The organism is Kitasatospora gansuensis (genome assembly GCF_014203705.1).
Classification (GTDB): domain Bacteria; phylum Actinomycetota; class Actinomycetes; order Streptomycetales; family Streptomycetaceae; genus Kitasatospora; species Kitasatospora gansuensis.
Genome location: NZ_JACHJR010000001.1, coordinates 3,901,846 through 3,916,386 on the forward strand (window position 1 = coordinate 3,901,846; position 14,541 = coordinate 3,916,386).

Annotated in this window: 10 protein-coding genes and 1 tRNA gene; 4 read left to right on the forward strand and 7 right to left on the reverse strand. The window is 71.2% G+C overall.

Going from position 1 to position 14,541, the window contains the following annotated elements; genetic code table 11:
* Window positions 1-79 precede the first annotated feature (79 nt).
* From F4556_RS17175 to F4556_RS17195, 5 genes are all read right to left on the reverse strand, one after another.
* The gene (locus F4556_RS17175; RefSeq protein WP_184916554.1) at window positions 80-1,543 is read right to left on the reverse strand and encodes a peptidoglycan D,D-transpeptidase FtsI family protein; all 1,464 of its coding nucleotides are present in this window, start codon (window positions 1,541-1,543) and stop codon (window positions 80-82) included.
* Window positions 1,540-2,994, reverse strand: coding sequence for an FtsW/RodA/SpoVE family cell cycle protein (locus F4556_RS17180; RefSeq protein WP_246511597.1), 1,455 nt, complete (start codon window positions 2,992-2,994; stop codon window positions 1,540-1,542). Before F4556_RS17180 ends, F4556_RS17175 begins: the two co-directional genes overlap by 4 nt.
* Before the next feature lie 63 nt (window positions 2,995-3,057).
* On the reverse strand, window positions 3,058-4,437 hold the full coding sequence (locus F4556_RS17185; protein WP_184916559.1) for a PP2C family protein-serine/threonine phosphatase: 1,380 nt from the start codon (window positions 4,435-4,437) through the stop codon (window positions 3,058-3,060).
* Window positions 4,438-4,487: 50 nt separating this feature from the next.
* Window positions 4,488-5,012, reverse strand: coding sequence for an FHA domain-containing protein FhaB/FipA (locus F4556_RS17190; RefSeq protein ID WP_184916562.1), 525 nt, complete (start codon window positions 5,010-5,012; stop codon window positions 4,488-4,490).
* A gap of 11 nt (window positions 5,013-5,023) precedes the next feature.
* Window positions 5,024-5,893 (reverse strand): FHA domain-containing protein, encoded by an 870-nt coding sequence (locus F4556_RS17195; RefSeq protein ID WP_184916564.1) that lies wholly within the window; start codon window positions 5,891-5,893, stop codon window positions 5,024-5,026.
* Window positions 5,894-6,266: 373 nt separating this feature from the next.
* On the opposite strand from F4556_RS17195, the gene F4556_RS17200 reads away from it, so the two are divergent.
* Both F4556_RS17200 and F4556_RS17205 read left to right on the forward strand, forming a co-directional pair.
* A tRNA-Leu gene (locus F4556_RS17200) sits at window positions 6,267-6,353 on the forward strand.
* A 328-nt stretch (window positions 6,354-6,681) separates the two neighbouring features.
* Complete coding sequence (locus F4556_RS17205; protein ID WP_184916567.1) at window positions 6,682-9,639, forward strand: S53 family peptidase; 2,958 nt, start codon at window positions 6,682-6,684, stop codon at window positions 9,637-9,639.
* Between the two features lie 56 nt (window positions 9,640-9,695).
* Here the strand turns inward: F4556_RS17205 and F4556_RS17210 are convergent, their stop codons facing one another.
* A complete protein-coding gene (locus F4556_RS17210; protein WP_184916570.1) occupies window positions 9,696-10,826 on the reverse strand; it encodes a sensor histidine kinase in 1,131 nt (376 codons plus the stop codon).
* On the reverse strand, window positions 10,823-11,494 hold the full coding sequence (locus F4556_RS17215) for a response regulator (protein WP_184916572.1): 672 nt from the start codon (window positions 11,492-11,494) through the stop codon (window positions 10,823-10,825). Before F4556_RS17215 ends, F4556_RS17210 begins: the two co-directional genes overlap by 4 nt.
* Window positions 11,495-11,725: 231 nt before the next feature.
* Here F4556_RS17215 and F4556_RS17220 point away from each other — a divergent pair, with 231 nt between their 5' ends.
* Window positions 11,726-13,579, forward strand: a complete 1,854-nt coding sequence (locus tag F4556_RS17220) for a phosphatidylglycerol lysyltransferase domain-containing protein (RefSeq protein WP_184916575.1) — start codon at window positions 11,726-11,728, stop codon at window positions 13,577-13,579.
* A 197-nt stretch (window positions 13,580-13,776) separates the two neighbouring features.
* Window positions 13,777-14,535, forward strand: a complete 759-nt coding sequence (locus F4556_RS17225) for a hypothetical protein (RefSeq protein ID WP_184916578.1) — start codon at window positions 13,777-13,779, stop codon at window positions 14,533-14,535.
* Window positions 14,536-14,541 lie beyond the last annotated feature (6 nt).

Genomic DNA, 14,541 nt, shown 5'->3' on the forward strand with positions numbered 1-14,541 from the left:
CGCAGGCTGAGACCGGACCGGTACCGACCGGGCGGGTCCCATTGTGACAAAGGACCGACCGGGTCGGAACGGAATCCGGCTAGCGGTCCAGCGCCGCCTTCATCACGGCCTTGGCGATCGGGGCGGCCAGTCCGCCGCCGCTGATCTGCTCCCGCTCGGTGGAGCCGTCCTCGACCACCACCGCGACCGCGACCTGCCGGCCGTCGGGCGCCTTGGCGTAGGACATGAACCAGGCGAACGGCAGCCCGGCGTTGTTCTCGCCGTGCTGGGCGGTGCCGGTCTTGCCGCCCACCTTCAGGCCGTCGATCTGGGCCTTCTTGCCGGTGCCGTTCTGCACCACGCTCTCCATCAGCTGCTGGAGCTTCTGCGCGGTGGCCGGGCTGACCGCCTGGCTGAGCTGGCGCTCGGAGTGCTTGGAGATGGTGGTGAGGTTGGACGCGCGCTCCTCGTCCACCAGGTACGGCGCCATCAGCCGGCCGTCGTTGGCGATCGCCGCGGCGACCATCGCCATCTGCAGCGGGGTGGCCCGGGTGTCGTGCTGGCCGATCGAGTCCATCGCGGTGCCGTCGGCGCTGGACTTCGGGGGGAAGTACGACTCGGAGGCGCGGATCGGCACGTTGATGCCGGGGTTGTTGAACCCGAACCGCTCGGCCTGGGTGCGCATCTTCTCGCCGCCCAGCTCGGCGCCGATCTTGCCGAAGACGGTGTTGCAGGAGAAGTCCATCGCGGTCTTGACGGTGGCCTTCGCGCAGGGTTCGTCGGCCGAGGCGTTCTTCAGCTCGACGTTGGTGTTCGGCAGGACGTAGTGGTCCGGGGTGTCGGTGACGTCCTCGATGTTCTGGTAGCGGCCGTTCTCGAACGCGGCCGCGGCGGTCACCAGCTTGAAGGTCGAGCCCGGCGGGTACGTCTCGCGCAGCGCCCGGTTGAGCATCGGCTTGTTCGGGTCGGCGTTGAGCTCCTTCCAGGCCTTCTCGTCCTCCCCGCCGGTGCCCGCGAAGCGGCCGGGGTCGTAGGACGGGGTGGAGACCAGCGCCAGGATCGCCCCGGTGCGCGGGTCGATCGCGACCGCCGCGCCCTTCTTGGCGCCGAGCGCGTCGTACGCGGCCTTCTGCGCCTTGGCGTTCAGGGTGGTGACCACGTCGCCGCCCTGCTTCTCCTTGCCGGTCATCATGTCCAGGGTGTTCCGGAAGAACAGCCGGGAGTCGGAGCCGGACAGGATGCCGTCGGAGAGCGACTCCAGCTGGCTGGTGCCGAAGGCCTGCGAGGAGTAGCCGGTGACCGGGGCCCACAGCGGGCCGTCCACCCAGGAGCGCTTGTACTTGTAGCGGTACCCGTTGACGAAGTCGGACTTGGTGATCGGCTGGCCGCCCGCCACGATGATGTTGCCGCGCGGGTAGGCGTACCGGTCGTACTTGTTCCGGTCGTTGTGCGTGTTGCTCGCCCAGGCCTCGGCCTGCACGCCCTGCACCCAGTTGACCCGGACCATCAGCGCCAGCACCAGGACCAGGCAGAAGATCGAGACCCGTCGGATCGGCTTGTTCACGCGAGGGCTCCCCTGGTCGGTTCGGTCGCGCCGTCCACCGTGGTGGTCGGTGCCGGCTCGGCGGCGGGGCGGCGGGCGCTGTCGCTGATCTTCAGCAGGATGGCGATGAGGGCCCAGTTGGCCACCAGCGAGGAACCGCCCTGGGCCAGGAAGGGCATGGTCATACCGGTCAGCGGGATCAGCCCGGTGACACCGCCGGCCACCACGAAGACCTGGAGCGCGAAGGCGGAGGACAGGCCGACCGCGAGCAGCTTGCCGAACGGGTCGCGGGTGGCGACCGCCGTCCGCAGACCGCGCTGCACGATCAGGCCGTAGAGCAGGAAGATCGCCATCATGCCGGTCAGCCCGAGCTCCTCGCCGAACGAGCCGAGGATGAAGTCGCTCTTGGCGGCGAACTGGATCAGCCAGGACCGCCCCTGGCCGAGCCCGGTGCCGGTGGTGCCACCGGAGCCGAAGGCCATCAGGGTCTGGCCGATCTGCTCGGTGGCGGTCTTCGGCGGGTTGGGGGCGAACGCGCGCATCGGGTCCAGCCAGGCGTCGATCCGGGTCTTCACGTGCGGCTCGGAGGTGGCCACCAGGGCCGCGCCGCTGATCGACATCAGCAGACCGAAGACGATCCAGCTGGTCCGCTCGGTGGCGACGTAGAGCATCACCACGAACAGGCCGAAGAACAGGAACGAGCTGCCGAGGTCGGTCTCGAACACCAGGATCAGGATCGACAGCAGCCAGACCACGATGATCGGCCCCAGGTCGCGCCCGCGCGGCAGGTACATCCCCATGAAGCGGCGGCTGGCCAGCGCCAGCGCGTCCCGCTTGACCATCAGGTAGCCGGCGAAGAACACGGTCAGGATGATTTTGGCGAACTCGCCCGGCTGGATCGAGAAGGAGCCGAACCGGATCCAGATCTTGGCGCCGAAGTCCTCGTCCCGGCTGGGGAAGAAGGCCGGGGCGGCCAGCAGCACCAGGGCTACCACCATCGAGATGTAGGTGTAGCGCTGGAGGATCCGGTGGTCCTTGAGCACCATCACCACGCCGATGAACAGCGCCACCCCGAGGGCCGACCACATCAACTGGTTGGAGGCCGCCGGGAAGTTCTTCCGGAGCAGGCTGCCGGCCTTGTCGAGCCGCCAGATCATCACCAGCCCGAGGCCGTTCAGCAGGGTGGCCAACGGCAGCAGCAGCGGGTCGGCGTACGGCGCGAAGCGTCGCATCACCAGGTGGGCGACCAGCGCGAGCGCCCCCATGCCGAGGCCGTAGCCCAGCATTCCGGAGGGCAGCTTGCCGTCCATCGCCAGGCCGACGTTGGCGTACGCCAGCATCGGCAGCACGACCGCGAAGGCGAGCAGGACCAGCTCGGTGTTGCGGCGGTTGGGGGCGCCCTGGGGGGTGATGGTGGTGTTCTCCCTGCGTTTGGTGCGAGGGGACTCACCACCGGTCTGACTACTGCTCAGGTCAAAGGTGCTCACGTGACGGCCGCTCCCCGACGGCGTGGGACCAGCTGGAGGTCGGTGTCGCTACTGGGTCGGGCAGGAGGAGGCCAGCTTCTGTTCCTGCTCGTTCAGGGTCGGTGCGGTGCCGGGCGGCGTGGCGGCCACCTTCTTGCAGACGGCCACCTGCTCGCCCAGCTGCTTCACCTGGTCCTCGGCATCGGTCAGGCTGGTGGCCTGGATGGTCTTGGTCACCTGGGTCCGCTGGTAGGCGGGCAGGAACTTCAGCTCGACCTCGCTGTGCTGACGGTAGACCGAGGACAGGTCGAGCCCGGCCAGGTTCTGGTTGATGCCCCGGTAGACCGCGACCGAGTCGCCGTCCGCGCCGACGTAGTACTGGTCCTGGGTCCAGCGCCAGCCGAAGTACCCGGCGCCGCCGAGCAGCCCGAGCAGCACCAGCAGGGCGACCGAGAACTTGAGCCAGCGGCGCTTGCGGCGCGGCCGGTCCTCCTCGTACTCGTCGTAACCCTGCTGCGCGGCGTAGCCCTCGGCGGGGCCGAAACCGGGCTGGTAGCCGTCGGCCGGGCCGAAGGCGCCCTGCGGGGCGGCCGGCCGGCCCAGACCGGCCGCGCGGCCGGCCGGGGTGTTCAGGATCGCCTGGTCGGTGGCGCCCGGCGGGGTGTCGGCCACCGCGCCCACCACGATCGGGACATCGGCGAGGCCGCCGCTCAGCAGGTCGGTGGCGCCGACGTCGAGCACGTCCGCCACCACGCAGGTGATGTTGTCCGGGCCGCCGCCGCGCAGTGCCAGCTGGATCAGCTCCTGGACGGTCTGCTCGGGGGAGTAGAAACTCCCGAGCGTCTCCTCCAGGGTCTGGTGGCTGACCGGGCCCGACAGCCCGTCGGAACAGATCAGGTAGCGGTCGCCGGCCCGGACCTCACGGATCGACAGGTCGGGCTCGACCTGGCCGCGGCCGTCCAGCGCGCGCATCAGCAGGGAGCGCTGCGGGTGGGTCTCGGCCTCCTCCGGGGTGATCCGGCCCTCGTCCACCAGCCGCTGCACCCAGGTGTGGTCCTGGGTGATCTGGCTGAGCGAGCCGTCCCGCAGCAGGTAGGCGCGGGAGTCGCCGATGTGCACCAGGCCCATCCGCTGACCCGTCCACAGCATCGCGGTCAGGGTGCAGCCCATGCCCTCGAGCTGCGGGTCCTCGTCGACCATCTGACGCAGCCGCTCGTTGGCGCCGTGCACCGCGTCGTTCAGCAGGGTGAGCAGGTCGGCGCCGGGTACGTCCTCGTCCAGCCGGACGATCGAACCGAGCACCTCGGAGGAGGCGACCTCGCCGGCCGCCGCCCCGCCCATGCCGTCGGCCACCGCCAACAGCCGCGGGCCGGCGTAGCCGGAGTCCTCGTTCCCCTCCCGGATCAGCCCCTTGTGGGATCCGGCGGCGAAGCGCAGCACGAGACTCATGCGGTCCGAGCCCTCCTTCGGGTGGACGGTGTGCTGTCCCTCATGCGCCGCTACTTCCGCAGTTCGATGACGGTCCTGCCGATTCGGATCGGCATGCCCGGTTGGAGCGGCGTCGGCGTGGTGAGCCGCTGCCGGTCCAGATAGGTGCCGTTGGTGGAGCCTAGATCCTCGACCGTCCACTGCCCAGTCTGATCCGGATAGATCCTGGCATGACGGGAGGACGCGTAGTCGTCGTCCAGCACGATCGTGGAGTCATGGGCCCGGCCCAGGGTGATGGTCTGCCCCTGCAGGGCGACCGTGGTGCCGGCCAACGAGCCCTGGACGACCACGAGTTGGGTCGGCCCGCCGCGGCGGCGACCGCCCTGGGTGGGCGGCCCGGACGACTGCTGCGGCGGCCTGGCGGGCCCGCCGGGACCGGCCGTCGCGGGCGCCGGGGCGGCCGAGCGGCGGGCGGTGCGCTGGTTCACCTTGGTGCCGAACAGGTCACTGCGGATCACCTGCACGGCCACGATGACGAACAGCCACAGCACAGCCAGGAAGCCCAGCCGCATGACCGTCAGGGTCAGTTCTGACATAACCGCGCGCTCTACCCTTCGACCTGTCGGTAGACGATGGTGGTGCTGCCCAGGACGATCCGTGAGCCGTCGCGGAGCGTAGCGCGCTGGGTGTGCTGTCCGTCCACCACGATGCCGTTGGTCGAGCCGAGGTCCAGCACCATCGCGGGTGTCCCCGGACGGATCTCGGCGTGCTTGCGGGAGACCCCGGGGTCGTCGATCCGCACGTCGGCCTCGGTGGAGCGGCCGAGCACGCAGGCGTTCCCGGTGATCTGGTGCCGCTGCCCGTTGACCTCGATCCAGCGCCGGGTGGCGGCGCCGGTGTGGCCCGCCCCGGGGAACGGCCGGACGTTGCCGCCCGGCTGAGGGGGCGTCGGAGGCATCGACGGGGGCGCGGCGGGTGGCGGCGGCGCACCGTACGGGGCCGCGCCCTGCTGCTGCCACGGTGCGCCGGGGGCCGGCGGGGTCGGCGGTCGGCCGTACCCGGGCGGGGCTCCCGGTGCGGGGGCCGGCGGCGCGGGCGGCTGCTCGGAGGCCAGCGTGCGGCTGCGCACCCGGTAGAGCCCGGTGTCCAGGTCGTCCGCCTTCTCCAGGCTGACCTGGAGCGGCCCCATGAAGCTGTACCGCTGCGCCTCGGCGTACTCGCGCACCATCCCGGCCAGCTCGGTGCCGAGCTGGCCCGAGTAGGGGCTGAGCCGCTCGTGGTCGTGCGGGCTGAGCTCGACGATGAAGTCGTTCGGCACCACGGTGCGGTCGCGGTTCCAGATGGTGGCGTTGTTGTCGCACTCGCGCTGGAGCGCGCCCGCGATCTCCACGGGCTGGACCTCGGACTTGAACACCTTGGCGAAGGTGCCGTTCACGAGACCTTCGAGTCGCTGCTCGAACTTCTTCAGTACTCCCACTGGGGCACCCCCTTCCTAGGGGTCCGATCCGGCCGCTGCTCGGGGACCGACAGCGGTACTTCCGTGCTGATCGTATCCACGCCGGGGCCATCCGTACGGTTCCCCGGGCACGGCGGGCCGCAAGCCAGGGCTACCCGGAGCGGGCCGGGCTCACCCCTCGCTCACCCGTTCGCCTGCACCCGACCGGCCCCCGATCGGGGTGCTCCGCCGACTGCCGCGCTCCGGTTGCGGACCGCCGCGGGAAGGGATTCGTAGTGCACCCGCAGGTCGTGCTAATGTTTTCCACGTCGGAAGGGGCAGCCGCAAGGCAGCCGGACGGAAGGCCAGCGAGACTCAGGTCGAGCCAGTCGGAAGAACTTACGGCGACACCCATGCGCGGGTGGCGGAATAGGCAGACGCGCTGGATTCAGGTTCCAGTGCCCGAAAGGGCGTGGGGGTTCAACTCCCCCCTCGCGCACCAGCAAAGGGTGCCTCTCGAAAGAGAGGCACCCTTTCTTGTTTTTCCCGGGACCGGCCGGTCGTGCCAGGTCCGGACGGGTTCGTCGGATTGACGGAGGATCAGGGCCGGACGGAGTAGTGCGGCGGACCGGCCGTCCCGTGTCCGAACTGTCATTTGGGCCTGGTACAACCTCTCTGGGGGAAGTCCGTTCGACTGTTCGGTGGCATGTCCGTTTCTTCCTGCTTTTGGATGAATTGGTCTGCGCCGACGGGGGTTGAGCAGCCATCAAGGTGACGATCTGTCGGATTTCTCCGCGTTTCCGCACCCACCCATCCCAAGGAGAACGCGGATGCAACGAGCACGACGGTCAGCCGGCCGCGCCACCGCACTGATAGCCGCGACGGCGGCCCTGGTCGCCGGAGCCGGCCTGCCGGTCGCCACCGCGACCGCCGCCGACAGCGCGACCGAGCGGGTCGGCAGCGCCCCGGTGGCCCCGAAGGGTGCCGTCCGGACGGACGCGCCCACCGGTGGCACCGAGCTGGACCTGAGCATCACCCTGGAGCCGCGCAACGCGGCGGAGCTCGCGGGCTTCGTCAACGCGGTCTCCACCCCGGGCTCGCCGCAGTACGGCCAGTACCTGGCCACCGGCGAGTTCGGCCGACGTTTCGGTGCCACCCCGGCCGCCGTCGAGAGTGTCCGCAAGGCGCTCCGGGCCGCCGGTCTGACGCCGGGTGAGGTCGGGGCCAACGGCCTGACCATCCCGGTGAAGGCCACTGTCGAGCAGGCCGCCAAGGCCTTCGACACCGGCTTCGCCGGCTACCGGCTGGCCGATGGCTCGACCGCCCTCGCCAACACCGAGGCCCCGGCCCTGCGCGGCGGCGCCGCCAAGCTGGTGGCCGGTGTGACCGGCCTGGAGACGGTCGGCAAGCAGAAGCCGCGGAACGCCCTCAAGCAGCGCATCGCGGTCCCCAGGACGGACGCGACCGGCGTGGAGCCGCGCAACATCGGCTCCACCCCGAGCCTGTGCAGCAGCTGGCGGAACTTCCTGGCCACGCCGAACCAGAACAGCGACGCCCGCTACGACGGCGTGGACTACTACAGCTCGGGCGCACTGGCCGAGGCGTACGACGTCAACGGGCTCGCGGACGGCGCGGCCGGCAGCACCGTCGCGGTGATCTCCTTCGAGAACTACTCGTACGAGGCGATCCAGGCCTACCAGGCCTGCAACGGCACCAAGGCCGCGGTCAGCAACGTCCGGGTCGGTGGCGTGGACGCCCCGCCGGACGTCGAGAACGGCGAGGGCGGCGAGACCGCGCTCGACGTGGAGACCATCGCCAGCCTCGCCCCCGGCGCCTCGATCCTGGTCTACCAGGGCGCGAACACCGGCCAGGGCGTCCTGGACACCTACCGGCGTGTGGTCGACGAGAACCGCGCCCAGGTGATCTCGGTGAGCTGGGGCCGCTGCGAGGCGCGCCGCGACAGCTCGGCCGAGAACACGCTGAACCTGACGCTCCAGCAGGCCGCCGCCCAGGGCCAGTCCGTGGTGGTCGCCTCCGGCGACGCGGGCTCGACCGACTGCGGCTCGGAGAACCCGACCCTGCTGAACGTGGACAGCCCGGCCTCGCAGCCGTACGCCACCGGCATCGGCGGCACCTCGCACAGCGGCCTGGGCAAGTTCCCCGGCCCGATCTCGGTCTGGAACACCGGTGGCGGCGGTGGCGGCGGTGGCGTCTCCACCCGCTGGGCACTGAGCAACACCACCTTCCCGTGGAACTCGGCCACCGCCCCCGGCTACAGCAACCTGTGCGGCGCCGTGGCCGGCCAGACCTGCCGTCAGGTCCCGGACGTCTCCGCGCTGGCCGACCCGAACGTCGGCTACCTGGTGGCGGACTACGCGACCGCCAGCACCGCGTACATCGGCATCTACGGCGGCACCAGCGGCGCCGCCCCGCTGTGGGCCGCGCTGATCGCGCAGGCCAACGCCTCCACCGCGTGCGCCGCCAAGGGCCCGGTCGGCTACCTCAACCCGAAGCTGCGCGCCCTGACCGGCAACAGCTCCGCGCTGAACGACGTCACCCTCGGCAACAACGACATCGGCGGGGTGGGCAAGTACGCCGCCGCGGCCGGGTACGACCTGGCCTCCGGCGCGGGTTCGCCGAAGGGCCGGGGCCTGATCAACGCGCTCTGCCAGGCGCTGCCGGTGCAGCCGGCCGGTACCTTCAAGCCGGTCCAGCCGGAGCGTCTGCTGGACACCCGGGACACCGGCAAGGTGGCCGGCCTCGGCACCGCGTCGGTCCAGGTCACCGGCCGGGCCGGGGTGCCCGCGGGTGCCACCGCCGCGGTGCTGAACGTCACGGTCACCGACGTCGCCGCGGGCGGCTACCTCACCGCGTACCCCTCGGGGACGCCCAAGCCGACCTCGTCCAACCTGAACTGGGCCGGCGGTCTGACCGTGCCGAACCTGGTCACCGTGCCGATCGGCGCGGACGGCAAGGTCAACCTGTTCAACGGCAGCGGCTCGCCGTCGCACTTCATCGCGGACATCTCCGGCTACTACGTCGCGGGCACCAGCGGTTCGACCCTCACCCCGGCGGGCCCGACCCGGCTGCTGGACACCCGGGAGAACGCGAGCACCCTGGCCGCCGGCCAGTCGCTGGACCTCCAGGTCTCCGGCCGGGCCGGTCTGCCCGCCTCCGGGATCACCGCGGTGATCCTGAACACCACGGTCGACCGCGCCCAGGGCGGCGGTTACCTGACCGCCTGGCCGTCCGGCCAGCCCCGCCCGGTCTCGTCCAACCTGAACTGGGTGCCCGGGCAGGTGGTGCCGAACCTGGTGATCGTGCCGGTCGGTGCCAACGGCAAGGTCAGCCTGTTCAACGGCAGTGGCGGCCGGGTCGACGTGATCGCCGACGTGTTCGGCTACTTCTCGGCCGACGCGGCCGGCGGCAAGTTCCACAACGCGGGCCCGAAGCGGCTGATGGACACCCGTAGCGGCCAGGGTGCGCCCCAGCCCGCCGCGCTGACCAACAACCAGGTGGTGCACCTCAACCTGGACGACAACGGCGCGCTCAAGGGCGCCACCTCGGTGGTGCTCAACGTCACGGTGACCGAGACCACCGACGGCGGCTACCTGAACGTCTGGCCGGGCAACACCGCCCGCCCGGGCTCCTCGAACCTGAACTGGTCGAAGGGCAAGACGATCGCCAACCTGGTGACCGTGCCGATCAAGGACGGCGTGGTCGACCTCGCCGCGTCCAGCGGCGGCACCACCCAGGTCATCGTGGACCTGTTCGGCTACTACAGCTGACCCGTCCCCGGTAGTACTCCGGCGCCCTCCCGTGCTTCACGGGAGGGCGCCGTTCGCTATTCCCCCGCCGCGGGCAGCTCGGCCCGGACCACGAAACCGCCCTCCGGGGTGGGCGCCGCGAGCAGGCTGCCGCCCAGCAGGACGGCCCGCTCGCGCAGCCCGACCAGGCCGTGACCGCCGCCTGGCAGGGCCTGCGCGGTGTCCGCCGGCCGGGTCGGCGGGCCGTTCCTGACCTCGACCTGCAGCCGGGTGCCGCGGGTGCTGAGCCGGACCTCCACGGCCGCGCCGGGGGCGTGCTTGCTGATGTTGGTGAGCGCCTCCTGGACGGTCCGGAAGGCGGCCCGCTCGACCGCCTCCGGCCAGGGCCGGTCCCCGGACACCAGGCTGCTGCTGACGGTCAGTCCGCTGTTCTCGATCAGCCGGGGCAGATCGGCCAGCCGGGGCTGCGGGGCGAGCGGATCAGCGCTCCGTACGCCGGCCGCGCGGAGCACCCCGACCATCTGCCGGAGCTCCTCCAGGGTGCGTACCGAGAGCTCCCGGATGGTCCGCGCGGTGGCCTGCGCGGCCGGGTCGGCGGTGCTCACCTGGAGCGCCCCGGCCTGAATGCTGATCAGGCTGACCTGGTGCGAGACCACATCGTGCATCTCCCGGGCCAGCCGGGCCCGCTCGGTGCTCAGCACCCGGTCGGCGAGCAGCCGGTTCTCCCGGTGCCGACCCTCGGTCAGCTCGTCCAGCCGGGCGGCCAGTTCGGTCCTGGTCCTGGCCAGCAGGCCGATCGCGGCCGGTGCGGCGCCGAGCATCACGCACTGGATGGCGTACAGCGCGTTGTCCCGGTCGAGCGCCAGCGGGTGGTCCTCCAGCGGCCAGTGGAAGAACTCGACCAGCGCGAAGACGCTGGCGCAGAGTGTGGTGGTGCGCAGCCCGGGCCGGTACGCGGCGACCGAGTAGACCGCGGTGATCGGGGCGATCCAGATGTAGTTCACGAAGGTGCCGGGCAGCACCAGCAGCAGGGTCAGCAGCGGGCAGCGCCGGCGCAGCAGCAGCGCCCCGGTGGCCAGCCCGGAGAGCGTGAGTTCCCACCAGGAGGAGTTCTTGGCGACCAGCGCGGCGTCCATGGCGGCCAGCAGCACCGGCAGCAGCAGCATCGGCCAGGGCGCGGTCAGCCGGGCTCTGGCGGTGGCTCTCATGCGCCCGGCTCGGGCGGGGTCCGGACCAGCCCGGCGCGGTTGGCCAGCACGGCGGCCTGCACCCGGTTGGCGGCGCCGAGCTTCCCGAGGATGGCGCTGATGTGGTCCTTGACGGTGCCGGTGCCGAGGAACAGCCGGTCGGCGATCTCGGCGTTCGACAGGCCCTCGCCGAGCAGCGCCAGCACGTCCAGCTCACGCCCCGTCAGGCTGCGGGCCAGCGCCGCCGCCTCGGCGTCCGGGCCGCCGCCCTCGACGTAGCCGCTGATCACGGTGCGGGCCACGGTCGGCGAGAGCACGCTGCCGCCGGCCGCCAGCACCCGGACGGCGTGCACCAGCTGTTCGGGGGCGGTGTCCTTGAGCATGAAGCCGGCCGCCCCGGCGCGCAGCGCGGTGCCGATGTACTCGTCGGTGTCGAAGGTGGTCAGCATGGCCACCGCCGGGGGGTTCGGCAGGGCGCGCAGCCGGCGCAGCACCGAGATGCCGTCCAGGTCGGGCATCCGGATGTCGAGCAGCACCACGTGCGGACGCAGCTGGGTGACCTTCTCCTCCGCCAGGCCACCCGAACAGTCGCCGACCACCTCCAGGTCGGGGGCCGAGCCGACGATCAGGCCAAGGCCGGAGCGGACCAGGATCTCGTCGTCCACGATCAGGACGCGGATCGCCGTCATGGTCTCTCCCTCGGGGTGGTGGGGCGGCTGGTGCTCCGAGCCTAGGGGCAGGTCGGAGCGGGTGTGACGGCGGCCGGAGGGAGACCACCCCCGCCGTTCGGCGGGGTGCGGAATCCGCTACCGGGTTCACGTAATTCTCATCCGCTGTGAGCAACCATGGAATGCGGTGTAACCGCCCGTAGGTGATCTCGTGCGGATGCGCCCCCACAACTGATCGTTTGGAATTGAGCTGTGTCCTCCACCGTGAAGCCGGAGCCTCCGAGCACCACCCCTGACGAGCGCCCCGGCGCCGCCGCCCGGCTGCTGGCCCGCTGGCGGCCCAGGGCCGCCCGGGCGACCGTCTGGTACCTGCGTCTGCTGGCCCTGCTGAACGTGGTGGCGGTGCTCGCCGTCCCGTTCCGGGACCAGGTCCAGACGCACAACGAGGGCGAGTACTTCACCCCGTACCTGATGACCGCGGGCCTGACCTCGGCGGTCCTGTCGCTGCTGCTCGCGGTGGCGATGCGGCGTCGCAAGCGGGCCGCGTGGATCTTCAACACGGTGGTCTCGGGGCTGTTCTTCCTGCTCTACCTGGCCGCGATGGTCTGGACGGAGGACGGGGTCCGGTTCAACCACCACGCGTTCAACTACTTCTCCACCGTGCTCACCGGGCTGTTCTTCCTGGCCCTGCTGGTCGGGCGCAAGGAGTTCACCTCCAAGGGTGACCGCTCCAACCCGAAGGCGGCGGTGGCGGCCTTCGCGGGCGGCCTGCTGCTGGGCGGCGGGATCGGCGCGCTGCTGGTCGGGATGACCAACACGGTCGCCGGGGCCGGCTTCGGCGACCGGTTCGGCTACTCGATCGCCCGGATGATCACGCTCCAGCCGACCGAGCACGCCTCCAGCGTGATCTCCGTCCCCACCTGGGTGAACGGGTCGATCAACCTGATGAGCGCGGTGCTCTTCCTGCTGGTGATGTACGTGGCGTTCCGCTCGCCGCGCGGGCAGGAGCTGCTGACCCCCGAGGACGAGCTGCAGCTGCGCACGCTGCTGGACAAGCAGGGCGAGCGCGACTCGCTCGGCTACTTCGCGCTGCGCCGGGACAAGGCCGTGATCTTCTCCCCCAGCGGCAAGGCGGCCGTCGCCTACCGGGTGCTCGGCGGCGTCTCGCTCGCCTCCGGCGACCCGATCGGCGACCCGGAGGCCTGGCCGGGCGCGATCGACGCCTGGCTGTCCGAGGCCCGCGAGCACGCCTGGGTCCCCGCGGTGATGGGCGCCTCCGAGGACGCCGGCGTGATCTACGCCCGGCACGGCCTGGACGCCCTCGAACTCGGCGACGAGGCGATCGTCGAACTCGACGAGTTCTCTCTCGACGGCCGCGCGATGCGGGTGGTCCGGCAGGCGTACAACCGGGTCAAGCGGGCCGGGTACACCGTCCGGGTCCGCCGCCACGAGGACATCCCCGAGGCGGAGATGGCCGAGCTGGTCCACAAGGCCGACCACTGGCGTGACGGCGCCACCGAGCGCGGCTTCTCGATGGCGCTGGGCCGCCTCGGCGACCCGGACGACGGCCGTTGCGTGATGCTCGAGTGCCACGACGCCGACGGCGAACTGCAGGCGCTGCTGAGCTTCGTCCCCTGGGGCGCGAACGGACTGTCGCTGGACCTGATGCGCCGTGCCCGGGACACCGAGAACGGCCTGATGGAGTTCATGGTGATCGAACTCCTCCAGCGCGCCAAGGAGGTCGACCTGGAGCGCGTCTCGCTGAACTTCGCGATGTTCCGCTCGGTCTTCGAGCGCGGCTCGAAGCTCGGCGCCGGTCCTGTGCTGCGGCTGTGGCGCTCCGTCCTGGGCTTCTTCTCCCGCTGGTGGCAGATCGAGTCCCTCTATCGGGCGAACGCCAAGTACCGGCCCATCTGGGAGCCGCGTTATCTGCTGTTCGAGAAGAGCAGCGAGATTCCCCGGATCGGCATCGCCAGCGCCCGCGCCGAGGGTTTCATCACCGCCCCCAGTCTTCCCGCCCTGTTCCGCCGTCGGCACGCCCGGCCCACCGCCGATTCGGCGGCTGCGGCCAGCTTGCCGGTCCCGGAACGCGGCGGGGAGGGATAGTCCTCCGCCGGGGGGCGGAGGACTTCCGGCCGCTACCAGCCGACCGGGGGAGGCAATCCCGGTTTTGTCCCCCTGGAGGATGACCTGACTTCCACTCAGGAGCTGATGCGGCCCGTTTATCGGATACCTACTGTTGATGTAGGACACCACGCATTAATGGGTGTGCGGGAAATGTAGGAGTGAGAACGGGGACAGCAGTGAACCAGCAGCACGGAGTGCTCAGGCGGGCCGCAGCGGCCGAGTGGGGTGTGCTGTTCTCGACCCTCAGGTCGGAGATCGCGCGCAAGCGGTTCGCCGCCGTCCCACTGGCCACCACCGCCACCTTGCTGGTCCTGCTCTTCAGCATCGTCCAGCACCTGCCCGGCGGGGAGCGCTTCGTCACCCACGTCGGAGTGGTCAAGGCCGGTCTCCCGCTGGACGTCTCGCTGCTGCGCACCCCGCTCTCGCTGTACGTCCCCGCGCTCGACCTGCCGGTCTGGGGCGCGCTGGTGCAGGTCTTCCTGGTCTTCGGCCTCGCCGAGCTGGTGCTCGGCCGGCGGCTCACCCTGGTGGTGGCGTACGTCTGCACGCTGGCGGGCACGCTGTTCGCCCGGGTCGGCGTGGCGATCGGCCCGGATCACCTGTTCGGCTTCCCCGCCGCGGTGGCCCACGTCCGGGACACCGGCCCGTCCGCCGCCGTGGTCGCGCTGGCGATCGTGGTGGCGATCCGCTGCCGGGCCTGGTGGACGGCCGGTCTGGTGGCCGCGGTGATGATCGGTGAGGCGATCGTGCTGCCCAACCTGGCGGGCCTGGAGCACGTGGTGGCGCTGCTCGCGGCGGTGCTGCTGGCGGCCGCGGTCGAGGTGTTCGGCGACTTCTGGCCCCGGGTGCTGGCCGTGGTCGGCGCCGCCACCTCGGTCGCCACCGAGGCACGGCGCCGCCGGGCGGCGGCCGCCGCCGGTGCCGTGGTCTCCTGACCCCCT